The organism is Neobacillus sp. DHD-1R (genome assembly GCF_057747995.1).
Window position 1 is genome coordinate 4,942,280 of sequence record NZ_CM173232.1, and the last position, 26,098, is coordinate 4,968,377.

The following is a 26,098-nucleotide window of genomic DNA, read 5'->3' on the forward strand; positions in this document are numbered from 1 at the left end:
ATTCAAATGACTCTTAAAGATAAAACTCCCAAATGACTCGAGAGTTTTGTCTTATGAGCTTTATTTCCGTAATACGATTACTTATTTTGTCCCTTTCTCTCACCAGGATATGGCTGGTCCCCTTTTGTCGCTTTCCAGAGAATCTTGTTTAATTTATCCGAGTTAGCATGGTCGACTCCGGAGAAATCGAGCTCGGCTGATTCTGCCGCCATCGGTGCATTTTCCCCATTTTTGCGGTCAAGCGGGTATCTTGGCTCTTCCAGCTCGAATGGTTTAAAGTCTGGCTTATGAGTAAACGAGTTGACCATCGGAACCGCCGAAGCATCAAACTGGGTCATCGGCTTCATGCCTAAAATCATTTCCATCGTCCGAAGCATCGAGGTTGTATCATATAACGTGCTGTCTACTTTACTTGTTTGTGTGTAAGGGCTGATCACCAACGATGTGGTACGGTGTGCGTCAACGGAATCCCAGCCGTTCTGAGCGTCATCCTCTGTTACAAAAATAGCCGTGTCTTTCCAGTATGGAGAGCGGCTGACTGCTTCAACCAATTTTCCTAGCGCATAATCATTTTGGGCAACCATCGCTTGCGGAGTCAGTTCTCCTACTCTTGTTCCAAGCGTATGGTCGTTAGGCAGGCGGACGATTTGCAGCTGAGGCAGGTTCCCATTTTTTACGTATTCATTGAATTCTTCTTCCCAGGCTGCATAGCGGTCAAGGTCCGAGATTTTAAGATTATAAGAAGGGAAATCAGGGTCAAAGTTATTGCCCATGCTGGCTTCAGCTGCTACATATTTTCCTGTCTTACTGTCATAATTGATGAACTCGCCATAATTTCTGAAGGTCACGCCTGAGCGAAGGGCATTGGTCCATAAGAACCCGGCTTTTGGATAAGCTGCTTCATTTCCGCCTTCATAGTCATAGCCACGGTTCCGACCTGAATAGTTGGCAAGCCAGGTTTTCTCCACATAGTCATTGGACTGTGCCGCTGTTGACCAGTTATGTCCCTGAGCACTGATTTCTGCGTTAGCATAGAAGTTATCTAACAGAACAAATTGATCAGCAAGCTTATGGATATTTGGTGTAATATCTTCTCCAAAGATGGTTAAGCTTGGGTCACCATTGCCCTTTTCCATATCGCCAAACACTTGGTCATAGGTGCGGTTTTCCTTAATCACATAGATAACGTGTTTAATTGGCGATTCTTGACCTTCAAAACGAGGAATCGGGAATTTCTCACTGGTGCTAAATCCGGTTGGCTGAGTGATTTTATTATTCTTTTCTACTTGATTCGTATATTGCTTAAGCTGTCTTTCATCAGGAACGTCAATAAAGGACATGGTTCCTTTGATCATGTTGCCTATGTACTGCCCTTCCCGGTTGGATCCTGCTCCCAGGCCTTTTGCGTTCAGCACCATAAGCTGGTTGTCCTTCGTGAAGAGACCGCTTGGATACCAGGCAGTTGGAATTAGCCCAGTCACTTCTTCTTTTTGCAGATCCACGACGGCTACATCGTTATTTCCGCCATTGGCAACGTATAAGGTTTTCCCGTCAGCACTTAACGATAGAGCGTTTGGCTGGCTTCCCATCTGTGCTTTTTTGTATGGGCTGAGCGAAATCGTTTTGATTTCCTTTTGCTGATGCGGGTCAACAATCGAAACAGAATCACTGTCGGAGTTGGACACATAGATCATTCCGTCCGCAGAATTTTCTACAATCGCATTTGGATGGAGACCAACAGAAATGGTCTTTTTAACGGTAAGAGTTTGTGGATCCAGCACGCTGATGCTGCTTTCTCCCCAGTTGGTGACATACAAGGAGGTCCCGTCCTGGTTTAATAGAGTCGTATAAGGATTTCTTCCGACCGCTGTCGTTTTTTCAATGGCGTTGGTGGCAAGGTTAATTTTTGAAACGGAGTGATTTAAATTATTGGCAACGTAAAGTGACTTTCCATCCTGGGATACGGAAATGCCTGCTGGGTAGAAGTTGGTTTTCTTGCTGTCTGTAATCAGGATCGGGGCTTGCTCTGTTAATGTTCCATTATCAAATTGATAGACTCTGATTTTGTTATTGCCTCCTGCTGATGCATAGACGGTTTTTCCGTCTGGGCTGAAGGCCACGCCCAAGTAAAGAGCTTCTGGAGATTTGTAAGGAATTGTCTGTACGACTTTCTGGGCAGCGATGTCGACTACTTGAATCGATTGTTCGCCTTGTCCATCATTAGAAACGATGAGATACCGGTGATCCGGACTGAGCGCCCCGCCCATTGGGAAATCACCTAATGTCAATTGGCTGCCGGCGGGGGTTACGGACCATCCATGCGGTGTCACAGCCGTTCCATCTTGCTTTGGGCCGACTAATTGAGTATAGCCCGCATAGGCTGACGTTGAACCAAGCAGCACTGCAGCGAGTGATAGAGCTGCTATCTTTTTCTTTTTCATAGAAAACATCTCCTTAAAATTAATAGATTGATTCAACTCATAATCTTACTCTTAATTTGTTAATTTAAGGTAAATACTGGATAAATAAATATAAAGAAAATCAGGATAATATTAGGATTGTTTTTTAAAATTAGTAGTTTTAGCCCAGATTTAACGCGACAGATTTGCGCTGCCTGTCACAACCCGAAGTTTGCTAGATTTTGTCAAAAGTACAGCATTCCTCAAAAAAGAGCCCATTTCTATTTTTGAAATGGGCTCTTTGAATTATTTGAATACTACTTTTGCTACGCACTCCACATGTGCCGAGTGTATGTAGCAATACATGGAGTGCTGGCGGGTTAAATTTTCGATATCTAATTAAGTATTAATAACGTAAGCCCGAAACATAAAAAAATAAGCCTTACATTCTGACTTTTTTAATCGAATTAAGGCCTATTGCATTCAGCCTGAATCATTTTTGACCAGGGCATGTATTGATCTAAAATTTCGGGGCTTTGATGGATGCCGAGATTCGGTAGGTCTGTCAAAAGTTTCTTTGTGTATTCATAGAAATCAACGCCGTTACTTTTGGCAGTTTCTGCAATACTCAAACAGATGGCATTTGCTTTTGCACCAGCTTTGCTGATTGAAAAAGGCCAGTTTTTTCTTTTATGTCACATTTAAGCTACTACCGGTGCTTTAACCCATTGATTTACAACAGGAATTCCAGCGTCTTTAATGGTTCTAAAGACCGGGCACCGCAAATCAACAGCAGCCTGCATTTCATTAATTCTGTCTTGAGATTCAGATGTTTCAACAGCTGCTTTTATCATTACTTTTTCGAAATATGGTTTTACTTCTAAATTTCCCATTAAACCACTAGGATCAAGTTCACCTTCTACGTTAAATGAGATCCCTTTAAGATCGAAATCCATTTCTTTTGCAATGATTTGTGCCATTACGTTTTCACAACCAATCAGGGATGCTAAAAAAGTAGAAAGTGGGTCAATCGCAGAATCTTTTCCACCCATTGGTACTGGTTCATCAATGGCAATTTTATGCTCTCCTGCCACTGAATCTGTTCTCATCCCATTACCGATTCCTTCTATTTTTACAGTCATTTTTTGTGCCATGCTTATCATACCTCCATTAATCTTAAACTCTTACCGTTTCTCGAAGTTTTTTTGCCGCTTCAACCATGGCTTTTAATTTTTCAAGAGCAATTTCATCACTATTCATCGGGCGCTGTGCAAAGGTGCCGAAACCACAATCCGGATTTAAAAGGATCCTTTCATCAGGTAAGATGGCTCTTACTTCCTCCACACGTGCGATAATATCATCCACAGATTCAACATGAACGGTTCTAGGATTAATCACACCAAAACCTAATGATTTGCCTCCAATGCTCTTAATCGCATCAATTTCTCCTGCTCGTGGTGTTGCATATTCTAGAGCTAGTTGGTCCACATTTGCATTTTCAAGATAAGGAATTAATGGAAAATACGGGCCACGTAGTAAGATGTCATCCTCTGTGCTCCAATTTCCGCGGCAAATATGAACGCCAATGGTAGTGCCTCTCCCTAACATTCCATCGGTTACTTTATTGATTAACTCTAAGGCAAACGCTAACTCTTCTTCTGCATCTGCTTTTGCTGTTAATGCACCGCACATGAAGGTTCTGTTTGCATTCTTTTTCGTAAACACAACTTCGGTTAAGACAGGCTCATCAAATTGGACAAATTCAACTCCTGCTGCAATGAGATCCTCTAATTCTTCTCGTAAGACTTTTACAATATCAATAGATAGATCTTCTTTGGTTGGATAAGCATCCTGTGATAGTCCTTCGACCCACATCGATCTTGTTAATAAATAAGGTCCAGGTAAAGTCACCTTCACCGCTTTGTTTGTATGTTGTTTTAAAAATAAAAAGTCATTTAATGCGAGCGGTTTTTTGCGGCTAATTTTGCCTATTGCTGCAGGATTAGACATTGAAAAAGCTGGTACATCTAACGTCCCTAAAATTTCTTCAAAACTAGATTTATCTTCTATATAATCTAGCAATTCTGAAACGCTTAGCATGCGAACATTATTCAAATGTTCAGCTACAAAGGAAATATAATTATCTCGGCGCTGTTCACCGTCTGTTACAATATCAATGCCTGCTTCTTCTTGCCATTTCAAGCATTGTAACACTGCTTCATTGGCAACAACTTGGAATTCTTCATCACTTATTCGGCCAGCGCGTTTATCACGCATGGCCCTTTGTACTTCTTTCGAGCGTGGCCAACTGCCGATGGTAGTCGTAGGGAACATTGGTAATGTCATTTAGAAAACCTCCTCAATATACAATTGAAAACTGTATATCGATTTTAATCGTTTGTTTTAGAGTTTGATAAATTGGAGACCGATCAAGCGTATTTTCCCAAAGCTTTTCTAAGTCATTCTCTGACTGTGGAGAGGATACATAAAAGGTTCCTTTCAATTCTTGAATTCTTGGGCTTCCCTCATCTTCCAATTCCAGATGATACAAAACATTTTCTAGCCCAGCTTTGATTGATACTTCTAGTTGGTCAATTTCAATATTTCTTCTTGATGCTTGCGCCTTAAAACCAACTGCTAAATCTGATGCAAGAGCCCCCAGTAAGTAATCGATCGCACTAGGGGCATCCACTTTAGAACTAAAATCAGCAGGCTGCCCGACTACGAAAGTATGATTTCTGGAATGGACTTTAGCCATTAAAGCGTTTTCATCGCGAACTCGAACATTCCATTTATATCCTTTTGCAGCTTTTAGGTCAGATGCTAACCCTTCTTGTTGCGACCCTTTTTGAATAAAATATCTTGTCGTGTTGTCCCCTGGCTCTGAACCGAGAAACTTGTGATCCACCATCCTGCACCAAGCAGGTAAATCATCAGCAACCGTCCGCTCACGACTTCGAACTTCTAATATTTCTCCATTTAATAAGGGATCCATTGCTTTTTTGATGATTAACAATAGACCAGAACCACAATCTAAATCTCCACCATCGCAAACTGCTTTTGGATTGTCCATCAAATCACCTTTTTCATTTTGTTAACCTTTTCACTTATTGATAGAAACCATATTTTTTACTCCCCTTTCATTTAATAAAAGGGGAGTAAAATGTTCTCAATTATTTAATCCTTCTATTGTTTCAAAAATTTCTTAATAAGTGATAGAAGCAGCGCCTTGACTTAAGAATTCGACGACTTTAGCTCCACCGACAATCGTAGCACCCTCAATTAAATCCTCTTCGGTAAAATTACGTTTTTTGTAACATGGACTGCAAACCCAAATAGTTCCACCAGCTTCAATAAACTGATCCATAAGTTGTTTTAATGGAGCAAATCCTTCTTCATGAATATCATCCGCATAGCCTTTAGATGCTAGGTATGCTCCTTCAACATTTAAAAAGACAACAGTATCTTGACCTGATGCAACAGCCGCATTTGCCACAACAAAACCAACTGTCGCTTTATCTGGATCGTTTTTTGCATTTGTTAAACTTACTAAAAATTTCCCTGCCATTTTTATATCCTCCTAAAAATCATTTAATATGTAAAAGACTAAATCAGCCTTTTTCAATAAAATAATGACTAATATTTCCATCATCAATTCTTTCCAATAGATGATGATTTTGCAATCGACACCACGCTGGAATATCTTCGCGTGCGCCTGGATCATAAGAGATAACCTCTATAATTTCTCCGCTATTCATTTTTTTCATGGTTAGAAACAAATTCATAATTAATTCGCCGCAACCGGTTGGACCTGCATCATAAGTCACAACTGGAAAATATTTCTTACCCATTTATTACGTTCCCTTCAGCATGTGCATTTCTTCAAACTATGTAGGCTTCATACTCATAAATTATAAACAAAGATTATTTTAATATGAAATGACTTTATCGATATATCTGATTAATAAATATCTATTTTTTAGATACCAACACCAGAAACATTATTCTACCAATGTTTTCTAACTTCCCCAATAGATTCATATCGTCCGTTATTCACAAAACATTAACATTTTTATACCTATACAAAAGCGGATTGTAAAAGGATTTGCGGTGCCTGTCACGACCCGAAGTTTGCTAGATTTTGTCGAAAGTACAACGTTTGCAGAAAAAGAGCCCATTTCTACTTTTGAAATAGACTCTTTAAATTATTTTATTACTACTTTTACGACACACTCCTAATGTGTGGACTGTAACTGACAACACACGAGATGCTGGCGGGTTTATTCATTTTCCACTGGAAGTTGAACAGTAAATGGTTTTAATTCCTTGGCTGAGATAAAGCTTGAAAAATCAAATAACAACATTGTATTTTCCAGTTTAATATTCTCAATCCTTTCTTCTCCGTTTATGTCAAAAGTAGATTGGAAGTGTGCTGTTGCCTTATCAATCATTTTTACTTTATTAAAGGGAATACCGTGGTTTTTAGGAGGCCAGGGATTTTCCGGGTCGATCTTAGTTAAATATTCCTTATCAACCAGCCAGAAACCGTATTTCAAATTATGGTTAATCGTTTCAAGTTTACCTTTACTCAAATTCTTTGGAAGCCCTGTAAGTTGATAATCTATTACCAATTCCCCCCCTTTTTGAGTAACATCATTTACCTGCAGGCCTAAATTGAACCGTGTGCTTTTTAGGGTGAAAGATTTAATATTCAATAGCTGTTGTACTTTTGGATCTGCGGCTGATAAGCTAGGATAGAAAGTAAGGGATGTTATATCTGAATTCAGCTTGGTCATTTCTCTTCTCATGGTACTATGATATCCATCTTCTTGTTTTGATTCCTCGAGAAATGTTGGGTTTTCAAACCTATACACTTTTCCTTTATTATCAACAGCTTTTTGTATATAAATATCATCACCCTTGTATTTCTCCACGGTCTCATAAATAAGCGAAGATGTTGCTTTTGCAGTGAGTATCTCTTTAATACGGATTTTTACCTCGTCTTCCGAATATCCTTGCTCCTGGTTAATAGCAAGTGTACTATTTTTTTCCTGTTGAATTGGGATATCAAAATTCCATTCGCCTTTTATCCCGTTGATATTATGAATAGTAATAGGAAGAGTAGAATTCTCCTTAAATGATTTATATGGATATTCCATTTTCCATTGAAAGTTATATCCATTTTCCACTTTCTTAATGTTATTTGACCTTCCACGCAGCCAAGGGTCATGATCCCCTTTATAGTGTTCGAAGTTCATATCAAAGCTTACTTCCCCTTTTTCGTTACCCCCCTTTTCAACATCTTCATCTACAAATCCTGTAATTGACACCACATTGCCATCAAAGTAGGCACTGGTCAGTTTTACAGTTACCCCGTTTTTTGTAATTGCTTGATTTAATTCTGTGACTGCATTCTGATTAGCTAACTGTACACCTGTTGCATCATTAAATTCTTGAAAAATCCCGCCTATTAAAGGGGTATTAGCCAATACTCTATTCATTGTAGGGTTAACGAATCCGGAAGCAAAGGTGATTCCAAGAAGAGCAGCTGTAGTCGCTACACCTGCAAGAACCTTCTTTTTCTTTACCTTTCCCCCATTCACTTCCTTGTTTAGCCCTTTGGAAATGGCGCTAAATACTTTTTCTTTCGGTACAGCTATTTGTTCTATTGCTTCTTTGAGTTCCTTGTTATCCATGGCATTTGTCCTCCTCATTTTTATAGGACTTTTTTAACTCCGCTTTCCCTCTGCTTAAATAAGTTTTTACGGTACTCTCTGGAATTTCCATGACACTGCTAATCGTTTTTATCGAGTAATCGTAATAGTAAAATAGAATAATAACAGTACGGTAATTCTCTCTCAGCTGCTGAATTGCATTTAAGAGCTGTAAAGATTCTTCAATGTTTGAATTTGCTTTACCTGGCAGGTTTGACAATATCTCATCACTCAAAGGAACAACATTGCTTTTTTTCTTTAGGACATGTCCCGAACATCGTATGACAATCCTGGTGAGCCAGGTCATAAAATACTCTGGATTTTTTAACGAATGGATAGATGTAAAGGCCTGATAGGTTGCTTCTTGGACAACATCCAACGCATCTTCTTCGTTATGTACATAAAGATAGGCAGTCCGGTAGATTCTTTCATAATGCTGTTGAACTAACTTTTCAAAGGCGCTCTTATTACCTTTGATTGCTTTTTTAACTAGCCGGTGGCTTTCATTTTCCATATTTTTTTGACCCCCTTTACTAATTAGTGGAATCTATACTCAAGAAAAGTTTCAAAAAGTTAAAGTATTTTCTAAAAAAGCATAACATGCAAATATAATCCTAAGTCCAAAAAAATAAACAGAAACCTGGTTCGGTTTCTGCTTATTTTAATACTATTTTCGCAACTGCTTCGCAATGCGTCGTCTGTGGAAACATATCAACCGGCTGCACTTCAACGGTTTTGTATCCCCCATCTTCCAAAATCCTTAAATCCCGCGCTAATGTGGCAGGGTTGCAAGATACATAAACAACCTTTTTCGGCTTCATATCAATGATGGTCTGCAACAAAGCCTCATCACAACCTTTACGGGGAGGGTCAACGACCAACACATCGGCAACATTGCCTTCCTTGTACCATTTTGGAATGACAACCTCAGCTTCCCCGACCGCAAACTCCGTATTCTCTATTCCGTTTAAGGCTGCATTCCGTTTCGCGTCTTCTATTGCTTCAGGTACCACTTCCACACCAAATACCATCTTTGCCCTTTGAGCTAAAAACAAAGAAATCGTCCCAATCCCACAATATGCATCAATGACATTTTCCTCGCCGCTTAAGTCTGCATATTCAAGTGCCTTTTCGTATAAAACCTTTGTTTGTACAGGATTCACCTGATAGAAAGATAAGGCCGAAATAGCGAATTTAACATCGCCAATATAGTCGTAAATGACTTCATTGCCCCATAGGACCTTCGTTTTTTCACCAAGAATAACATTGGTTCGTTTCGAATTTACATTATGAACAATTGATTTCACCTTAGGGAGGCGTGCCACTATTTCCTCCACCAGCTTATCTTTTTGCGGAAGATCTGCTGTTCGCGTGATGATGACCACCATAAGCTCGCCGGTCTGCCTCCCATAGCGCGCCATGATATGGCGGAGAACACCTTTATGGCTCTCCTCATGATAGGCCAGAATTCCCAGCTCTCTTGCGATCTCCTTTACCGTTTGAATTGCTTCATTCACTTCCGGCAGTTGAATCAAACTTTCATTCGTATCCACAATTTCATGACTTCTTGGTTTGAAAAAACCAGCAATCAGTTTGCCATCTCTCTCACCGACCGGCACCTGTGCTTTGTTGCGGTAATGCCAAGGACTGTCCATGCCTAAAATCGGATGGACGATCACATCCTCCAACTTTCCAATGCGGGTCAGTACTTGACGGACTTGATTTTCCTTATATTTCAGCTGACCTTCATAGCTTATATGCTCCAACTGGCAGCCGCCGTACTTATGCTTTTCACTGCTAGGAATCTCAACCCGATAAGGGCTTTTTTCATAAAGCTCCATTAATCGTCCAATCCCGTAGCCTTTGCCTGCCTTAATCACCTTTATTTTTGCCTTTTCCCTTGGCAATCCGTTTGGAACAAATAATGGATAGCCTTCAACCTTTGCCACACCTGCTCCGTCATGGGTTAAGTCTTCAAAGACAACATCTATATAATCATTTTTGTTTACCGGTAATGTTCTGGTCATTTGTTTCTTCCTTTACTCATTTTGACTAGCTAAGATTGTATCACAAAGAACGGTTAATTGCGAAAATCCGCCCTAAAGATCGCCCTTTTAAAAAAAAAACTGAAAAAATTGTCAGAATATTTCTATTTTCAAATATAATAAAAGTGTATATGATTAAAACAATCTCATTGGAAGGAGTGGATAACGATAAAAGTGATCAAAACCCTTTCTATTCCATTACTTCTTGCCTTCCTTGCCTTCAGCTTTTCACAGTTCACATTCACAACTAACCACTCCCATTCTGAAATCAAAGCCATCATTAGTGTAGATGATTGGAAGGTAAAGACGCAAACTGACGGTGAGAAAAAACAGCCAGTCACCCTTCACGTACTTTTCGTATTTACCTGCATCCTATTAACAGCTGTCATCTTACTCACGTATGTACCTTTCAACTTTGACAGAAAAAAAAGCTTTCTGATCCCGATCTTTCACCAATCAAATTATGTAATCCTCTCTCCCTTTTAAAAAGTAAAATCAAAAATAAAGGGAGGAAGTAAATATGTGGTTCCGCTTTGTGATGATTGGATTTTTTTCGTTAACAGCAGCAGGAATGCTCACTTACCAGGGAATTGAAATTTACCATGCGTTTGTCGACTTCTTTAAACAAAAATAGGAAAGAGGATGTCCCAGGAGAAGGGTCAGGACTGCACCCCAAGAGTTAGAGTAAAATCTAACTCTTGAAGGTCATCTCAGTCAAACCCTGATGGGACACCCTCTTTTTTTAAAAAAGATGTTATTCTTCTTTCATTGCTGCTACTTTCTCTTTCACTTCTTCAATGTTCTTCATTTTGTTATCCCAGCATTTTTGACTCAAGTCCACTGGGTATTCTGCAGGGTTCATCGTACGCTTGTATTCATCCCAAAGGGCATTTAAATTTTGCTCTAAATATTCACGGGATTCTTCCAAACAAGGGACTTCGTACTGGAGTTCACCGTTCATAAAAATATCTTCATGAAGTTCTTTTGCCGTAAAGTTCGTCACTACCTTATTCATATATGTATGGGTTGGATGGAACATCCGCAGCCGTTTTTCCGGCAGCTTTTCATCCTCCATGGCAATATAATCCCCTTCGGCATGGTTATTCGTATTATTTATAATCCGGTAAATCCTCTTCATTCCTGGAGTCGTTACCTTTTCAGGATTGGAGGAGATTTTAATCGTATCCTCTAATTGCCCATTTTCGTTTTCAATGGCAACAATTTTGTAGACAGCACCAAGGGCGGCCTGGTCATAAGCCGTAATCAGCTTCGTCCCGATTCCCCAGCTATCAATTTTTGCACCTTGAGATTTCAAGCTCATAATCGTGTATTCATCAAGGTCACTGGAAGCAACAATTTTGGCTTCTTTAAAGCCAGCCTCATCAAGCAGTTTGCGCGCTTCCTTCGAAAGGTAGGCAAGGTCGCCGCTATCAAGGCGGATTCCGATAAAATTAATTTTATCGCCTAACTCTTTAGCGACTTTGATTGCATTTGGCACGCCAAGACGAAGCGTATCATACGTATCTACTAAAAAGACACAATCCTTATGTGTTTCAGCGTATTTGTTAAAAGCTATATATTCATCCTTATAGGCCTGCACCATTGAATGGGCATGTGTTCCGGAAACAGGCACCCCGAACAGTTTACCTGCCCGCACGTTGCTGGTGGAATCGAAGCCTGCAAGATAGGCGGCTCTAGTTCCCCAGATGGCGGCATCCATTTCCTGGGCCCGTCTTGTTCCAAATTCTGCGGTCCCAGCATCCCCAACCACTTGTTTGATTCTGGAAGCTTTTGTGGCAATTAACGTTTGGTAGTTCACTATATTAAGCAGGGCGGTTTCAATAATCTGGGCTTCCCCTAGCGGTGCATCCACCCGTATAATCGGCTCATTGCCAAAGACAAGCTCGCCCTCTTTCATGGCCCGAATGGAGCCTGTGAAACGCATATTTTTTAGATAATCGAGAAAATCCTCTTTGTAGCCTACTTCATCTTTCAAGTATTCAAGGTCTTCTTCACTAAAACGGAAGTCTTGAATAAATTGAATTACCTTTTCTAAGCCTGCGAAAACAGCATAGCCATTCCCAAACGGTAACTTGCGGAAAAATAGCTCGAAGACCGCACGTTTATTATGTATGCCATCTCTCCAATACGTCTCTGCCATATTAATCTGGTACAGATCGGTATGCAGAGCTAAACTATCATCATGATAAATGTGTTTCATAACTAGACCTCCAGAATACGATTACAGCTTTTCACCATTATATCCAATAATATCATTATTAAATCTATTTAACTATAGCACCAAGTGATTGTTCAAAATGCCCGAGCGCCCACTCATGACCTGCTGGATTGAAAGATGCCACGGCATCCTTGTGAACAACCACTTTGAAGCCTTTATTATATGCATCAACAGCCGTGTGGAGGACACAAATATCGGTACAAACCCCAACCAGATGAACCTCTGTAATGCCCCGCTCGCGCAATTTGATTTCCAAGTCGGTTCCAGCAAATGCTGAGTACCGAGTTTTATCTATATAGGCAACATTTTCACGCTGTTTATTATCTTCATAAACTCCCTGAAGGGCACCAAACAAGTCCCTTCCAGCAGTCCCTCTAAGGTTATGCGGTGGGAATAACTTCGTTTCCGGATGGTACTCATCATCAGGATCATGCACATCGATGGCAAAGACGATGTAATCGCCATTGTTGATAAATTCCTTTGTCAACTCGACAATTTTCCCTTCAATCTTCTGTCCCGGTACACCACAGGTTAACGCTCCAGCATCTGCAACAAAATCATATGTATAATCGATATTAATTAATGCCTTCATATCCATACGCCCCCCTTATTGTCTTGACTACTGTCTTTCATTCATTATACACAGAAAGTTAAGAAAAGTGGAAGCGTCCTGTTCAGCGGCTTATGGCCTCCCCGGAAAAGCTAACGCTTTCCCTTCGTACGATGCCAATGCTTCCGAAGCCTTCCTTATGGAGCGCTCCAATTGAAAAAAGTCCGCTCCGGCTGGAACGAACTTTTTTTTAGCTATATCTTTTTCCTGATACCCAATCTGTCGGCCGATCATTCGGGCGGATATCATCAAGGGGCACAAACACCTCTAGATGACGATACAGATTCTCAAACTCCGCCGGCAGCAATCCGCCAAATTCACCGTCCAAATTCAACTGTACCTTTTCATCGGAATAAACTTTAATTCGATTTGCCTGGGTGTAAATTACATTCGGGTCATTTACATGCTCACCACGAATCGCTAGCGTCGCGATCCGAACAAACTCGGCAAGGTTTACCTTTTTCAATATCAGCAGGGAAAACAATCCATCGTTAATCGAAGCGTCCGGTGCAAGCTTTTCAAATCCGCCGATCGAATTCGTCAAACCGATAAGAAACATCATCGCTTCTCCTTCAAACAGCTTTCCATCATACTCAATGTGAAGATCCGAAGCATTAATAAAAGGAAGCATTTCCATCCCTTTTAAGTAGTAGGCCAGCTGACCGAGCATCGTTTTTAATTTGCTAGGTACCTCGTATGTAAGTTCCGTGATTCTACCGCCACCCGCAATATTAATAAAATATCGATCATTGATGCGGCCAATATCAACAGGAATCAATTCACCTCTGGTAATGATATCAACGGCAGACCCAATATCTCTTGGAATATGAAGGGCACGGGCAAAGTCATTGGTTGTCCCTGCTGGAATAATCCCCAACTTTGGGCGATAGTCCTGTTCAGCGAGACCATTTACGACTTCATGAATCGTTCCGTCGCCTCCGGCCGCAATTACTACATCATATTGCCGCTCAACAGCTAATTGGGCTGCATTCGTGGCATCGCCTGCACTTATAGTTGCATGACAAGAAGCTTCATATCCGGCCATCTCTAATTTTTCAAGGATTTCAGGCAGGTTCTTCTTTAAAATTTCTCGTCCTGATGTAGGATTGTAAATCAGTCGTGCTCTTTTCATTATCATCATCCTATTTTTCAAATAACAATTAGCTTTGTCAATTCAATATTCTACCAATTATTATGAATGCTTACAAACATCTTGCAAAGCCATAAAAATATTATGTCCTTCCAATTCCATTTACTACAATAACACCTTTTTAATTTTTTGCAAAAAATTAACGAAAAAAAATTATTGATTCGTGTTCAGGCTGACATCAAAGGCATTCACAATCTGAATTCGATATTTTCCTTCTCCAGCTTGGTATAAAGCGCTTGTCGATGTCGGCGGCTGATTCTCTTCATCCCCTGCCTTCGGTTTTCCTGCAACCTGCCACTCGCCCTCTTTTCCGCGCAGATCGTCAATTCCCGACGTCCTCACCTGCAAATTGCTATTTTTCGCAACATTGACGATAACGGACGAAGCACTCTCAATATTCCAATCATTTTCGAGCGTTCGAGGCTTCAAGGTAAGAGAATCTGCGCTTCCGATCACTTCTAGCTTCACATCGTTTGGAACGAGGAGGGTCGCTGCCACAATACCTTGCGAATGAAAAGGACCCATTTCAGTCGGGAGCATCTTAAAGTTTAAATAGAGCGTGTCCCCCTTCTGATTGGCCACGATAAGATCATCTGCACTTTTGAGCAGCTTTGCCTTTTTCGCCGTTTGCACGCGGTACGTACCAAACATGGCGGTTTCTTTGTCGGCTGATGCCTCCACCGTCAGGTCATAACCTACCGTCCTCACCACGACTCGCTTGATCGTATCATTCATTTTATAGGAAAAGGCTGGCAGTTCAAACGAGCGTTCTTCTCTCACCATCGCCTCTTCCACCTTGCCCATTACCCCTATGGAGCTTAAGATAGCAAAGGCAATTCCCGCTGTTCCGAGCAATCCCACAAAGAAAATACTTAAAAAATCATATTTTAACAGCGGTTTTTCCTGCTTTGATAAAAACAAATAGAGGAGAATTTCTATTCCCAACACGACCAATAGGAGCGGCCACCACGCTGTCATCACTTGAACCAAATTTAAATCAAGAAACTTAGAAAAGAAAAGCAAGAGGCCGAGCAAAACGAGCGAAGCCCCCATCGAAAATGTCCCTACACGCCATGTTCTCATCCGTTTGACACCTCTCTTCTTTTTCTTAAAAGGAACCCAATCCCGGCTCCGATTAAGACTACACCTGTAATTCTATTCCCCCACTTTCTCATGGTTCTTTGCCTCCCTTTTTTGTTTACTTCCCGATAAAAGCTTGATTCCGCCGCCAATCAACAAGATACAAACAAGACCGGTCTGCATGTAGCCTTGAACCCAATACATAATATCGACATTGATCAATCGATTTATGATTGGTGAAAGGGCTGGTACTAAAACGTTCATGACTAAATAATAGACCCCTAAGAGGATAAGGCCGATCCCCACCCATTTTTGATGATTGAGAAAGTAAGCGATGATCGGTTCGTCCTCGATCTTTTCATCTCCATACTTTGACACCTTTTGCATCGCATCAAAAAAGCTGTAGAACCAGATAATCGGAATTAAGAACAAGAAGATGCCGAGTCGCAAGACATCTAAGATATAAATAGAGAAAAGAAAGGCCGCCATTAATTGGATGCCGCGGCGCTGTAAACCTAAATACAGATGCCCGGCTCCCGGGAAAATCGACAGAAAGGTTGCAATCGATTTACTCTTTTTTCCATCCTCGCGGCGCATTTCAAAATCTTCAAAAATAGTTCGGTCGATCAGCTCCTCACCACGCTGCTTTTTATTAACCTGTTGAACGGCATCAAAAAATCCGTACACCCAGATAATCGGGAGACCTGCCATAAAGACCATAAATTCACCACGGTTGGACAAAGCTGTCACAAAACTGACCATGACCGCCAGTCCCAAAAAGGAAGCCAATAGTGTTAAGCCCCGGTTCATCAGGCCAATTTGAAAGTGGCCAAGTCCCGGTATAAAGGATAAGACAATAGTGTAAAAGCGTTCTGAATCCTGTGCTTCCTTTGGATTTTGCGGATCAGGATTTGCAGCCAACAACGCTTTCTTTTGTTTGGATATCTGTACACCCATATCAATGAAACTGACCAAATAAATAAAGATTCCAGCCATAAAAGTGATGATCGCAATTTCATTGTTATCCGTGGCTAATGACAAAACGGTAAAGAACGCCAAGCCTACAACTGAAAGTAAATAGAGAACTCCGCGCACCATGTTTCCGAAGTAAATATGACCGAGGCCCGGAAATAGCGATAATGTTAATGCCTTCGTCGAGCTTTTCATTTCTTATTTGCCTCCTTCTTTTCTAGTGAATCCATCCATGCAAATGTTTTATCAATTACGCCTTCCGTCACCGAAGGCTTCTTTTCCTCCACGCGCGGATGTTCCATTGAGTCCGCATACGCTGCCAGCGAGCGGAACGCCCCCGAAAACATCAACAACAGCGTCGCAGCCGCCGCCAAAAAATAATGAAACACCGCCTGCTGATAAAACGGCCTCTTCTTAATTTGACCCTTGGTGTCACTTTCGGTGTCAGGCACCGAAGCCACTGTTGACATAGTGCTAAGAGTCCTAACGGTGTCAGGCACCATGGCCATGACTTGGTCGGTGAAGCTGTTTTCATTTGAAAGTGCGGGAAGCGATGTTTCAGTTGCTGTTACAGCTTGCAGGTAGTGTTCAAGGCATTGGTCGCATGTATACAAATGGTCTTCAAGTTCCTCGCGGGTGTTTTCATTGATTTCGTTATTAACGTATTGCAGCCATTCTTTGTAACTGTAATGCTTCATGAAAAATCGTCCTCCTTCCAATTCTTTTTCATCCAGCTTCGTGCCCGGTATAACTTTGTCTCAATAGTCTTGATTTGAACATTTTGTTCCTCTGCCATTTGCTGATAGCTTTTTTCAGCTATGTAGAAGCCGTAGATCACTTCACGATAATTCTCTGGTACTTCATTCAGCTTCTTTCGAACAAGACTTCGTCGATCTTGATCAATGATTTCCTTCTCCACACCATCCATCGGTGTTCCTAATACTTGTTGTTCAATGGCGTCAACAACATCCTCTTTTCTTCGCGCTAATTTTCGTTTCACATCTATCGCATGGTTAACGGCAATGCGCGTCATCCACGTTTTAAAACCTTGATTTTCATATTTGGGGAGAGAGGTGTAAATTTTCATAAACACTTCCTGTGCCGCGTCTTCCGCTTCCTTTTGATCGCGAAGAACAGCAAAGACGGTCCGGAACACATCATTGCGGTACTTCTCCACCAAAAGGCGAAAGGCATGATCATTGCCTTCAAGCACTTTTTTAATTAAAGCTGTGTCGCTAATCGTTCTCTCCCCCTTTCTTTTTTTATCTTTCACTTCAATAGACGAGCGGTTTAAGTCATACCCCTACACTTTTTTAAAAAAACTTTTTACTTTTTATCATACCATTGCTGTTTTACCACTTACACCCACTTATTAGTTGTCATAACAAATTAAAAACGTGCGAGGCCGCCCCCGCACGTTAAATATTCTAATTTACTAATCTTAGTATACAAACATTACAGTCATGGAGAATCTCGTAAGGCTCTTTTTCAGCTATAGCATCATTCAATACCTTCAAAGCTTCTTTACGAACACTCTCATCCATTCCTGCCAGCCACGAAATAGGTTCAATTCGTTCCATCCAGTCCTTTTTCGAGAAACGAACCATGTAATTTAGCTTATAAAAATCCCGCAGCTCAAAGCCGTTCCCTTGCCATTCCTCGAACCATTCAACTGGAAATCCATTAATCCGGCTCCTCGAATCTGCCTTCGACCCAGCCGGTTTTAAGCCGCCCTCTACGTATTTTGCTAACACCTCAAAGGTTTTTCCGACAACCGTTGAACCAGATAGAAAACCAGAATCAATTACAATCAGTGTCCCGTTAGCTTTTAAAATCCGCTGTATTTCTTGGATCGCTTTAGGCCGATCAAACCAATGCCAAGCCCGCATCACCGTCACTATATCAAACTGCGATTCTTTTAACCCAGTATCTTCCGCTCGCCCTTGTTGATAAGGGATCGTAAAATTTTTCACCAGGTTCATATCCTTTGCCAATGAGAGCAATTCTTGTGACGGCTCCACGCCAACAACATCGGCTTTCCTCATTGCCATTTTTCTTGTTAACACACCTGTACCGGAACCAATATCCGCCACTTTTTTTCCGTCAAAAAAAATATTGCGCAGCTGTAAGCTGTCCATTAAGGTTACGGGAATATCTTCTCTTGACCGAGCATAGCTATTAGCAACTTGACCAAAATCAATCTGTCTCATGGCGCGCGCTCCCTTTACTTCCTTATAATGATAATTTAACAAAATAATACCACTTATGTATGATAGAATGCTATTAGAAAAAAATTTTAGTGAGGGAATGATGCATATGTTGTGGCTGTTACTCGTGGCTTCCTACTTGATTGGAAGCGTTCCCACTGCGCTGATTGTGGGCAAGCTTATCTATGGTGTTGATATTCGGGAACACGGCAGTAAAAACCCGGGTGCCACTAACACTCTCAGAGTTCTTGGAAAGAAATCCGCTGTATTCGTGCTCCTGGTTGATCTCGCAAAGGGCGCCATCGCCACATACCTGCCCATCTATTTTAACTTGGATGTTGAGCCGCTCTATTTTGGACTAGCAGCAGTAGCGGGACATTGCTTTCCGATTTTTGCAGGCTTTCGCGGCGGCAAGGCCATTGCGACAACAGCTGGCGCCTTATTAATGACCAACCTTCCATTACTTATAATTGCTTATGTAACCTTTTTTCTTATTATATTTTTAACAAAATACGTTTTCTTGGGATCCATCTCTGTCGGACTTACCATGCTGGTCTATGCCTTCATCTCCCCAAAACTAGAATTAGAACTTATCTTTCTATTATTTTCTTTATTTCTCATTTACCTGCACCGCTCCAATATTCGTAATTTCATCCTAGGCATCGAACCCAAAATAACGGATAAAAAATTGCTAAACGACCGAATTCCCCCCAAAAACGGAGATTTTAAAATGTAAGAACAAAAAAAGGGCCTTGGCAGCATTTAAAATCCGCCAAGGCCCCTATTCGTCATAAAAGAGATTCTTTAATACTATCGGCAACCGTTTGCCAAATCGTTGCATCCTTTTGATAGGTAACCCCTAACTGCTTATACACTTCCATCTGCTTCGCTTGGAAATCCTCCGCTTCCTTGTCAGGTAAAGCTGCACGCCTTTCCATCACAAGAGCTTGAATTTTAGGTGCCCTTGGTCCCCAAACTCCTACTTCTTTCCCTTCTTGATTGATAAAAATATAAATAGGAATTGCTCGGGACGTGCCATTTGTCAGGTATTGATCCATTAACTCGAGATTTTGGTCTCGTAGGACAAAACGAAGTTCCATTCCCGCCGCTTCGGCTACTCTCATCAAAATTGGGTTATTCAGCAACGCGTCTCCGCACCAATCCTCGGTTAGCACAATCCCTCGTAGTTGTTGTGCCCGCAAAGTCTCCAGCTGGCTTTGATCCTCTGCCGATAAGCTAAACTTCTCATAAATAGACAGCATTTCTTCTTTATTTCGTGTCATCGCTTGAATGTACTCATCCGCGGTCAAGCCTTTTTCAAACCATTCATTTAAATTCAATTACAACCACCCCTTACTTTTCTTTTATGATAATCGATTCAACTTCATGTTACAAAAGAACTGCCTTCCTCGTGCATCCTATACTATCTCACAAGTATTTTTTCCTATTTCAAAAAAATAATCTTTTTTACAGTAGATATAGGAGTATAAAGTTGATAGAATATTTTTTATATAATAAATATTATATAAATTAGTTTGTACAATAAAATAGGAGGTAAATCTATGTCCAATGTATCACTGCAACTTGTTACGATTGGAATCTATATCATCATGATGTTATTCATCGGCTGGTATTCTTATCGAAAGACTAACAATCTGACAGATTACATGTTGGGTGGAAGGTCATTAGGACCGGCTGTAACCGCCTTAAGTGCTGGTGCTGCGGATATGAGCGGCTGGCTGCTAATGGGGTTGCCAGGGGGAATCTATGTTAGCGGTTTAGCTGACGCCTGGATTGCCGTCGGCCTGACAATCGGAGCCTATTTAAACTGGCTTTTGGTTGCTCCCCGTCTTCGTTCATATACTCAAGTTGCCAATGATTCGATTACGATTCCAAGCTATCTTGAAAACCGCCTTAAAGACAAAACCAAACTTCTCCGTATCGTTTCAGGTATTGTAATCCTTCTCTTTTTTACTTTTTATGTTTCATCGGGGATGGTTTCTGGTGCTGTTTTCTTTAAGAGCTCATTTGGAACTAGCTACCATACAGGCCTATATATTGTTGGCGGTGTTGTGGTCGCCTACACCTTATTTGGCGGGTTCCTGGCGGTTAGCTATACTGACTTTATTCAGGGGTTAATGATGCTGATTGCCCTGCTTCTGGTACCAGCCATTGGTATCTTTCAAACAGGTGGACCAGCCGAAACCTTTGATACGATTCGTGCGATCGATTCTACTAAACTAGACTTTTTAAAGGGAACATCCTTTATAGGCATTGTTTCAGCAATGGCATGGGGGCTTGGTTATTTCGGACAGCCGCACATCATCGTTCGCTTTATGGCGATTAAAACCATAAAAGAAACAAAAAGTGCCCGCCGGATTGGCATGGCATGGATGATTTTTTCCTTGTTAGGTACTATTTTTACTGCACTGATTGGGTTAGCCTTTTTTAAACAAAATCCACAGTATACCTTAGATGATCCCGAGGCTGTTTTCATCCAGCTAGGACAAATCTTATTTCATCCCATTTTCGCCGGCTTTGTCTTAGCCGCCATTTTAGCAGCGATCATGAGCACCATCTCTTCTCAATTAATTGTGACTTCAAGTGCGCTTGTAGAAGACTTATATAAAATGGTCATGAACAAAAATGCGAAGGAAAAGCAACTCGTATTTTTAGGGAGAATGGCAGTACTCCTCGTTGCTGTCGTTGCTGTTGCACTGGCGTTCAAACAAGACAATACAATCTTAGAGCTTGTTGCCTATGCATGGGCAGGCTTCGGAGCCTCCTTTGGTCCAATTATTTTATTAAGTTTATTTTGGAAAAAGATTACGAACTGGGGAGCATTGCTTGGAATGATTGTCGGCGCTGTGACCGTCATCATTTGGAAGAATGGCGACCTTGGTAAAGTCCTTTTTGGTGAATCTCTTTATGAAATCGTCCCAGGCTTTCTTTTAAACTTAGTTGTAGCCGTTATTGTCAGCTTAATCACTTATAAGAAAAATGATGAGATTGAACAGGAATTTAATCACAGTGTACGCTTATTAAAACAAGAATAGCATTCTTAAACGCTCGGATTATTGATGATAATCCGAGCGTTTTTTATTGCGCCATGTCTTTTGCTAGATCAGCTAACTTCATAACCGTTTTCCAATTTCGGACTGTCGCCGGTACACCTAGCTTTGGCAGCTGAGTAGCTAGCTTCGAATCTCTAAAACTCTGACGGAAAAATAGATAAACATTTTTTCCAACAATGCTGCATTCATCTTGACCACTTTTATAGGAGCTTAAAAAACAAATCCCTTCCTCGGAAGGCAGGTCTGCTAAAAAGGCTATTTGCACAGTTTCTCCCTCGATTAACGAATCTATAGGGTACGGGCATGCTTGAATCAATTGTTCGTACTCCTCCGCAGTTCTTAGCACAACAGGTACAGGAAAGCCAAATGTTTTGCTAATTTCCTCTTCCATCCGTACGCGGAGAGGTTCTGCCTCCTCTGGTGATTCGAACAAAACATTTCCACTTTGAATATATGTTTTTACCTTCTGTAAGCCCATCTCTTCTAATAGACTTTTCAAGTCTGCCATTTTTAATTTATGATGACCGCCAACGTTTATTCCCCGTAACAGAGCAATATAAATCGTCATTCATCTACCTCGCCTTATTTTCTTTTTTATCATCTCTAAATCTTACCATTTTTAGGATAAACTAAACAACAGTGGAAACTGCCTTGTTTCGACCAGTTTCCTGTCCCTTCGAAACTAATTAAACGTTTAATTAGAACCGTGCCAACCCTATTGATTAAAGACATTTACTCTGAAAGTCGAGAAAAACATGTCGAAAATTGACTAGGGAGCTAGGAAGGAGAATAGGAATAAGTTGAAGAAAAAGGTTACTAAACAAAAATAACATTTAATGGAGGAATAAGAATGATTCCACAAAGAGTAACTTTACTGACCATTGGCGCCTATAATTTACCGGCTCTTCGTACTTTTTACAAATCGTTAGGCTGGCAAGAAACAGAGTTTAGCTCAGACCAATATGCGGTCTTTAAAACGGCCGGTGTCCTGCTATCCTTGTTTCCGATTGCGGAATTAGCCAAAGACGCAGGGATTGAGATCACACAATCCCCAGAAACCTTCCGTCCCGTGAGCTTTGCTATCAATGTAGAGCAACCGGCACATGTAGACTCCACCATCACCGAAATCCGTACAGCTGGCGGGAAGATCTTAAGGGAACCTAGCGATGCCTTTTGGGGTGGGCGTACAGCTTATTTTGCCGATCCTGAAAATAACTTATGGGAAGTGGCCTGGAATCCAAGTTCCGTTTTTGACGAGCGCGGAGCGATGATTTCCTTTTAAGATCTATCTACAAAATTTTCACGATGAATTATCAAGAAAAGGTTAAATACCAAGGACCTTTGACTATTTAATCAAACGTTTAGTTAGTTTCTAAACATACTAATTAAACGTTTGATTAAAATGCATTTAGACCAAATAAATAAAGGCTTTTCAGCCTAAAGAGGATGAAAACCATGTCGAAATACAGGTTCACATTAGTGTTTTTTCCTGCAAATAATGTCGGATAACATCATTTCTCTACGAATATCTCATGCTTCGACACATACTCCCATATTTCCTTATCAACCAAACGTTTGATTAGATTCGGGGAATGCCCTGTAATGAAAGAAATTTTCCCGGGAAATGGTCTGACGAATGTCGAAATCCGCTTCGACTTTTATTGCACGAAAAAAGCTGGCAGATACAATTCTGCCAGCTTTCGTTTTACCGTTTTTGCAATTCCTGCTGCAATAATTGATTGACCATTTGTGGATTAGCTTGACCCTTTGTCGCTTTCATCAGCTGTCCAACAAGGAAACCAACTGCTTTATTTTTTCCATTCTTAAAGTCTTCAATTGACTGCGGATTAGCATCGAGTACCTCTGCAATAATCTTAAGAAGTGTCCCTTCATCAGAAATTTGCACAAGCCCTTTTTCCTTGACGATTTTCTCTGCAACGCCGCCGTTTTCAATTAACTCTTTAAAAACAGTTTTAGCAATCTTCGAGGAAATGGTTCCATTTTCTATCAGCTTAATCATGCCTGCTAGTCCTTTTGGAGTTAATGAAACCTGATCAAGCTCTTTCCCTTCAGCATTCAAATACGCGGAAACATCACCCATGATCCAGTTTGATGCGAGCTTAGCATCTGCCCCGCCATTAACAGTTGCCTCAAAGAAATCGGCCATTTCTTTTGTTACTGTCAGTACCTTTGCATCATACACTGGCAATCCAAGTTCTTCCACATAACGTTTTTGGCGCTGGTCTGGAAGCTCAGGAATCTCAGCACGAATTCGCGCTTTCCAATCCTCATCAATATATAAATCCATTAAATCCGGCTCTGGGAAGTAACGGTAATCATCAGAACCTTCTTTCACCCTCATGAGGATGGTTGTGCCTGTTGCCTCATCAAAGCGGCGTGTTTCCTGATCAATCGTTCCGCCTGAAGATACCACTTCGCGTTGACGCTTTTCTTCATACTCTAACCCCTTACGGACAAAGTTGAAAGAATTCAAGTTTTTTAATTCCGTTTTCGTGCCGAACTCTTCTTGTCCAACTGGTCGAATTGAAATATTGGCATCGCAGCGAAGTGATCCTTCTTCCATCTTACAATCGGAAACACCTGTATATTGGATAATCGACTTTAATTTTTCAAGATAGGCGTAGGCTTCATCAGGCGTCCGGATATCCGGTTCGGAGACGATTTCCACAAGCGGTGTACCCTGACGGTTATAATCGCATAAAGAATAGCCCTTTTCATGGTTTAATTTACCGGCATCTTCTTCTAAATGAATTCTCGTAATCCCAATCTTTTTCGTATAACCGTTCACCTCAATCTCAATCCAGCCATGCTCACCAATCGGCTGGTCGAATTGCGAGATTTGATAAGCCTTGGGATTATCTGGATAAAAATAGTTTTTACGGTCAAATTTTGTATGAGTCGCAACCTCACAATTGATGGCCATTGCAGCCTTCATTCCGAATTCGACTGCCTTTTTATTCAGAACAGGCAGTACTCCAGGATAACCAAGGTCGATTACACTTGTATTGGTATTTGGCTCAGCCCCAAAACGGTTTGGGCTTGCTGAAAAGATTTTTGATTCTGTTTTTAACTCAACATGGACTTCAAGTCCGATTACTGTTTCAAATTCCATCGTTTCCACCCCCTACAATTCCGGCTTTTGTGTATGAAAGTCTGTTGCCTGCTCGAAGGCATGGGCAACGCGATAAATGGTCGCTTCATCAAAATGCTTGCCAATGATTTGTAAACCTAACGGCAAACCGCCATCAAAGCCGCATGGAACTGAGATTCCCGGCACACCGGCAAGGTTAACTGGGATTGTTAAAATATCTTCTACATACATCGTTAAAGGATCATCAATTTTTTCTCCAATTTTAAACGCTGGTGTTGGTGTTGTTGGTCCGATAATAACATCATATTGGGCAAACACATCTTCAAAGTCCTTTTTAATAAGCGTCCGAGCTTGCTGTGCTTTTTTATAATAAGCATCATAATATCCTGAGCTTAACGCAAATGTTCCAAGCATGATCCGACGTTTTACTTCATCACCGAAGCCCTCTGCTCTAGTCTTTTTATATAATTCAATCAAACTTTCCGCATCTTTAGCACGGTATCCATAACGCACTCCGTCAAAACGAGCAAGGTTAGCTGATGCTTCAGATGAAGATAGCAAATAGTAGGCCGCTAGGGCGTATTTTGAATGCGGCAGGGACACCTCTTCCCACTTCGCTCCAAGACCTTCAAGAACCTTTAAGGCATTCATAACGGATTGACGAACTGCTTCCGTTACACCTTCGCCTAGATATTCTTTTGGCACAGCGATTTTAAGGCCTTTTATATCACCTGTTAACGCAGCGGCAAAGTTTGGAATGTCCACGTTTGCGGATGTTGAATCCATTGGATCAAGTCCAGAAATTGCTTGTAACAAATAAGCATTGTCTTCAACCGTTCTTGTGATCGGTCCGATTTGATCAAGTGATGATGCAAAGGCAACAAGACCAAAACGAGAAACGCGGCCATAGGTTGGCTTCATGCCCACGACACCACAAAAAGAAGCTGGCTGACGGATGGAACCGCCTGTATCAGAGCCTAATGAAAAAAGCACCTCTCCTGCTGCAACAGATGCTGCTGAACCGCCGGAAGAACCACCTGGAACCCTGTCAAGATTCCATGGATTATGTGTCTTTTGAAAATGGGAGTTTTCGTTCGATGATCCCATTGCGAACTCGTCCATATTTAGCTTTCCAATTGTCACCGTTTCAGCTTGCTGCAGCTTTTGAACCACAGTTGCATCGTAAATCGGATCAAAATTTTCAAGAATTTTACTCGCACAAGTAGTACGTAATCCCTTTGTGACAATATTGTCTTTGACACCAATTGGCATTCCAAATAAGAGACCTTTTGAATCGCCAGTACTCAACTTTTCATCTTGCAATTTAGCGGTTTGGCGGGCTCTTTCTTCGTCCAATGTTAAAAAAGCCTGAACTTTGCCGTCCACCTGGCCAATTCGTTTATACGATTCATCGACAAGGTCCGTTACGGATATTTCTTTCTTATGTAAAAGCTCATGAAGGTCTGAGACCCTATAATCAAATAAACTCAACGTTT

Annotated in this window: 24 protein-coding genes and 1 pseudogene; 3 read left to right on the plus strand and 22 right to left on the minus strand. The window is 41.1% G+C overall.

Features of this window, described 5'->3' with window-relative positions; all coding sequences use genetic code 11:
- Window positions 1–77 precede the first annotated feature (77 nt).
- From AC3ANL_RS24340 to AC3ANL_RS24425, 18 genes and pseudogenes are all read right to left on the minus strand, one after another.
- Window positions 78–2,441 carry a bifunctional YncE family protein/alkaline phosphatase family protein gene (locus AC3ANL_RS24340; RefSeq protein WP_488326887.1) on the minus strand — a complete coding sequence of 788 codons (2,364 nt, stop codon included), beginning with the start codon at window positions 2,439–2,441 and terminating at the stop codon, window positions 78–80.
- Window positions 2,442–2,866: 425 nt separating this feature from the next.
- Window positions 2,867–3,088, minus strand: a pseudogene (locus AC3ANL_RS24345) (IS66 family transposase); the annotation flags it as partial.
- A 12-nt stretch (window positions 3,089–3,100) separates the two neighbouring features.
- Window positions 3,101–3,553 (minus strand): OsmC family protein, encoded by a 453-nt coding sequence (locus tag AC3ANL_RS24350; RefSeq protein ID WP_488326888.1) that lies wholly within the window; start codon window positions 3,551–3,553, stop codon window positions 3,101–3,103.
- A gap of 22 nt (window positions 3,554–3,575) precedes the next feature.
- Window positions 3,576–4,745 carry a vitamin-B12 independent methionine synthase gene (locus tag AC3ANL_RS24355; protein WP_488326889.1) on the minus strand — a complete coding sequence of 390 codons (1,170 nt, stop codon included), beginning with the start codon at window positions 4,743–4,745 and terminating at the stop codon, window positions 3,576–3,578.
- A gap of 13 nt (window positions 4,746–4,758) precedes the next feature.
- The gene (locus AC3ANL_RS24360; protein WP_488326890.1) at window positions 4,759–5,472 is read right to left on the minus strand and encodes an OsmC family protein; all 714 of its coding nucleotides are present in this window, start codon (window positions 5,470–5,472) and stop codon (window positions 4,759–4,761) included.
- A gap of 132 nt (window positions 5,473–5,604) precedes the next feature.
- Window positions 5,605–5,967 (minus strand): DsrE family protein, encoded by a 363-nt coding sequence (locus tag AC3ANL_RS24365; protein ID WP_488326891.1) that lies wholly within the window; start codon window positions 5,965–5,967, stop codon window positions 5,605–5,607.
- 43 nt (window positions 5,968–6,010) lie between these two features.
- Window positions 6,011–6,250: a sulfurtransferase TusA family protein gene (locus tag AC3ANL_RS24370; protein ID WP_488326892.1), complete on the minus strand. Its 240-nt coding sequence runs from the start codon at window positions 6,248–6,250 to the stop codon at window positions 6,011–6,013.
- Window positions 6,251–6,679: 429 nt separating this feature from the next.
- Entirely contained in the window at window positions 6,680–8,095 is a 1,416-nt protein-coding gene (locus AC3ANL_RS24375; protein WP_488326893.1) for a DUF4179 domain-containing protein, read from the minus strand.
- Window positions 8,088–8,627: a sigma-70 family RNA polymerase sigma factor gene (locus AC3ANL_RS24380; RefSeq protein WP_488326894.1), complete on the minus strand. Its 540-nt coding sequence runs from the start codon at window positions 8,625–8,627 to the stop codon at window positions 8,088–8,090. The genes AC3ANL_RS24375 and AC3ANL_RS24380 overlap by 8 nt, the downstream gene beginning before the upstream one ends.
- A 142-nt stretch (window positions 8,628–8,769) precedes the next feature.
- Window positions 8,770–10,140, minus strand: a complete 1,371-nt coding sequence (gene rlmD / locus AC3ANL_RS24385; protein ID WP_488326895.1) for a 23S rRNA (uracil(1939)-C(5))-methyltransferase RlmD — start codon at window positions 10,138–10,140, stop codon at window positions 8,770–8,772.
- Between the two features lie 772 nt (window positions 10,141–10,912).
- Window positions 10,913–12,379, minus strand: coding sequence for a nicotinate phosphoribosyltransferase (locus AC3ANL_RS24390; protein WP_488326896.1), 1,467 nt, complete (start codon window positions 12,377–12,379; stop codon window positions 10,913–10,915).
- A 64-nt stretch (window positions 12,380–12,443) separates the two neighbouring features.
- The gene (locus tag AC3ANL_RS24395; RefSeq protein WP_488326897.1) at window positions 12,444–12,995 is read right to left on the minus strand and encodes a cysteine hydrolase family protein; all 552 of its coding nucleotides are present in this window, start codon (window positions 12,993–12,995) and stop codon (window positions 12,444–12,446) included.
- 202 nt (window positions 12,996–13,197) lie between these two features.
- Window positions 13,198–14,139, minus strand: a complete 942-nt coding sequence (locus AC3ANL_RS24400; RefSeq protein ID WP_488326898.1) for a diacylglycerol kinase — start codon at window positions 14,137–14,139, stop codon at window positions 13,198–13,200.
- A gap of 171 nt (window positions 14,140–14,310) precedes the next feature.
- Entirely contained in the window at window positions 14,311–15,240 is a 930-nt protein-coding gene (locus AC3ANL_RS24405) for a hypothetical protein (protein WP_488326899.1), read from the minus strand.
- A gap of 72 nt (window positions 15,241–15,312) precedes the next feature.
- Window positions 15,313–16,404, minus strand: a complete 1,092-nt coding sequence (locus AC3ANL_RS24410) for a hypothetical protein (RefSeq protein WP_488326900.1) — start codon at window positions 16,402–16,404, stop codon at window positions 15,313–15,315.
- Window positions 16,401–16,907, minus strand: coding sequence for an anti-sigma factor family protein (locus AC3ANL_RS24415; protein WP_488326901.1), 507 nt, complete (start codon window positions 16,905–16,907; stop codon window positions 16,401–16,403). The genes AC3ANL_RS24410 and AC3ANL_RS24415 overlap by 4 nt, the downstream gene beginning before the upstream one ends.
- Window positions 16,904–17,482 (minus strand): RNA polymerase sigma factor, encoded by a 579-nt coding sequence (locus AC3ANL_RS24420; RefSeq protein ID WP_488326902.1) that lies wholly within the window; start codon window positions 17,480–17,482, stop codon window positions 16,904–16,906. The genes AC3ANL_RS24415 and AC3ANL_RS24420 overlap by 4 nt, the downstream gene beginning before the upstream one ends.
- A gap of 154 nt (window positions 17,483–17,636) precedes the next feature.
- Window positions 17,637–18,419, minus strand: coding sequence for a class I SAM-dependent methyltransferase (locus tag AC3ANL_RS24425; protein WP_488326903.1), 783 nt, complete (start codon window positions 18,417–18,419; stop codon window positions 17,637–17,639).
- Between the two features lie 106 nt (window positions 18,420–18,525).
- Between AC3ANL_RS24425 and plsY the strand changes: the two genes are divergently transcribed.
- Window positions 18,526–19,152, plus strand: coding sequence for a glycerol-3-phosphate 1-O-acyltransferase PlsY (plsY, locus tag AC3ANL_RS24430; protein WP_488326904.1), 627 nt, complete (start codon window positions 18,526–18,528; stop codon window positions 19,150–19,152).
- A gap of 52 nt (window positions 19,153–19,204) precedes the next feature.
- Here the strand turns inward: plsY and AC3ANL_RS24435 are convergent, their stop codons facing one another.
- The gene (locus AC3ANL_RS24435; RefSeq protein WP_488326905.1) at window positions 19,205–19,756 is read right to left on the minus strand and encodes a thioredoxin family protein; all 552 of its coding nucleotides are present in this window, start codon (window positions 19,754–19,756) and stop codon (window positions 19,205–19,207) included.
- A gap of 222 nt (window positions 19,757–19,978) precedes the next feature.
- Between AC3ANL_RS24435 and putP the strand changes: the two genes are divergently transcribed.
- Window positions 19,979–21,472: a sodium/proline symporter PutP gene (gene putP, locus AC3ANL_RS24440; protein WP_488326906.1), complete on the plus strand. Its 1,494-nt coding sequence runs from the start codon at window positions 19,979–19,981 to the stop codon at window positions 21,470–21,472.
- A gap of 43 nt (window positions 21,473–21,515) precedes the next feature.
- On the opposite strand, the gene AC3ANL_RS24445 is transcribed toward putP, so the two are convergent.
- The gene (locus AC3ANL_RS24445) at window positions 21,516–22,058 is read right to left on the minus strand and encodes a DUF1697 domain-containing protein (RefSeq protein ID WP_488326907.1); all 543 of its coding nucleotides are present in this window, start codon (window positions 22,056–22,058) and stop codon (window positions 21,516–21,518) included.
- A gap of 282 nt (window positions 22,059–22,340) precedes the next feature.
- On the opposite strand from AC3ANL_RS24445, the gene AC3ANL_RS24450 reads away from it, so the two are divergent.
- Window positions 22,341–22,772 carry a VOC family protein gene (locus AC3ANL_RS24450; protein WP_488326908.1) on the plus strand — a complete coding sequence of 144 codons (432 nt, stop codon included), beginning with the start codon at window positions 22,341–22,343 and terminating at the stop codon, window positions 22,770–22,772.
- A 423-nt stretch (window positions 22,773–23,195) separates the two neighbouring features.
- Here AC3ANL_RS24450 and gatB read toward each other — a convergent pair whose 3' ends face one another.
- Complete coding sequence (gene gatB / locus AC3ANL_RS24455) at window positions 23,196–24,623, minus strand: Asp-tRNA(Asn)/Glu-tRNA(Gln) amidotransferase subunit GatB (protein ID WP_488326909.1); 1,428 nt, start codon at window positions 24,621–24,623, stop codon at window positions 23,196–23,198.
- 12 nt (window positions 24,624–24,635) lie between these two features.
- Window positions 24,636–26,093, minus strand: a complete 1,458-nt coding sequence (gene gatA / locus AC3ANL_RS24460; protein WP_488329825.1) for an Asp-tRNA(Asn)/Glu-tRNA(Gln) amidotransferase subunit GatA — start codon at window positions 26,091–26,093, stop codon at window positions 24,636–24,638.
- Between the last annotated feature and the right edge of the window lie 5 nt (window positions 26,094–26,098).

Coding starts and splice junctions, on each gene's coding strand:
- plsY (WP_488326904.1), top strand. CDS start 18,526: ATGTTGTGGCTGTTACTCGTGGCTTCCTACTTGATTGGAAGCGTTCCC.
- AC3ANL_RS24415 (WP_488326901.1), bottom strand. CDS start 16,907: ATGAAGCATTACAGTTACAAAGAATGGCTGCAATACGTTAATAACGAA.
- AC3ANL_RS24365 (WP_488326891.1), bottom strand. CDS start 5,967: ATGGCAGGGAAATTTTTAGTAAGTTTAACAAATGCAAAAAACGATCCA.
- AC3ANL_RS24405 (WP_488326899.1), bottom strand. CDS start 15,240: ATGAGAACATGGCGTGTAGGGACATTTTCGATGGGGGCTTCGCTCGTT.
- AC3ANL_RS24380 (WP_488326894.1), bottom strand. CDS start 8,627: ATGGAAAATGAAAGCCACCGGCTAGTTAAAAAAGCAATCAAAGGTAAT.
- AC3ANL_RS24355 (WP_488326889.1), bottom strand. CDS start 4,745: ATGACATTACCAATGTTCCCTACGACTACCATCGGCAGTTGGCCACGC.
- AC3ANL_RS24445 (WP_488326907.1), bottom strand. CDS start 22,058: ATGACGATTTATATTGCTCTGTTACGGGGAATAAACGTTGGCGGTCAT.
- AC3ANL_RS24410 (WP_488326900.1), bottom strand. CDS start 16,404: ATGAAAAGCTCGACGAAGGCATTAACATTATCGCTATTTCCGGGCCTC.
- AC3ANL_RS24340 (WP_488326887.1), bottom strand. CDS start 2,441: ATGAAAAAGAAAAAGATAGCAGCTCTATCACTCGCTGCAGTGCTGCTT.
- gatB (WP_488326909.1), bottom strand. CDS start 24,623: ATGGAATTTGAAACAGTAATCGGACTTGAAGTCCATGTTGAGTTAAAA.
- AC3ANL_RS24370 (WP_488326892.1), bottom strand. CDS start 6,250: ATGGGTAAGAAATATTTTCCAGTTGTGACTTATGATGCAGGTCCAACC.
- AC3ANL_RS24390 (WP_488326896.1), bottom strand. CDS start 12,379: ATGAAACACATTTATCATGATGATAGTTTAGCTCTGCATACCGATCTG.
- AC3ANL_RS24375 (WP_488326893.1), bottom strand. CDS start 8,095: ATGGATAACAAGGAACTCAAAGAAGCAATAGAACAAATAGCTGTACCG.
- AC3ANL_RS24450 (WP_488326908.1), top strand. CDS start 22,341: ATGATTCCACAAAGAGTAACTTTACTGACCATTGGCGCCTATAATTTA.
- AC3ANL_RS24400 (WP_488326898.1), bottom strand. CDS start 14,139: ATGAAAAGAGCACGACTGATTTACAATCCTACATCAGGACGAGAAATT.
- AC3ANL_RS24350 (WP_488326888.1), bottom strand. CDS start 3,553: ATGGCACAAAAAATGACTGTAAAAATAGAAGGAATCGGTAATGGGATG.
- AC3ANL_RS24395 (WP_488326897.1), bottom strand. CDS start 12,995: ATGGATATGAAGGCATTAATTAATATCGATTATACATATGATTTTGTT.
- AC3ANL_RS24425 (WP_488326903.1), bottom strand. CDS start 18,419: ATGAGACAGATTGATTTTGGTCAAGTTGCTAATAGCTATGCTCGGTCA.
- rlmD (WP_488326895.1), bottom strand. CDS start 10,140: ATGACCAGAACATTACCGGTAAACAAAAATGATTATATAGATGTTGTC.
- putP (WP_488326906.1), top strand. CDS start 19,979: ATGTCCAATGTATCACTGCAACTTGTTACGATTGGAATCTATATCATC.
- AC3ANL_RS24360 (WP_488326890.1), bottom strand. CDS start 5,472: ATGGACAATCCAAAAGCAGTTTGCGATGGTGGAGATTTAGATTGTGGT.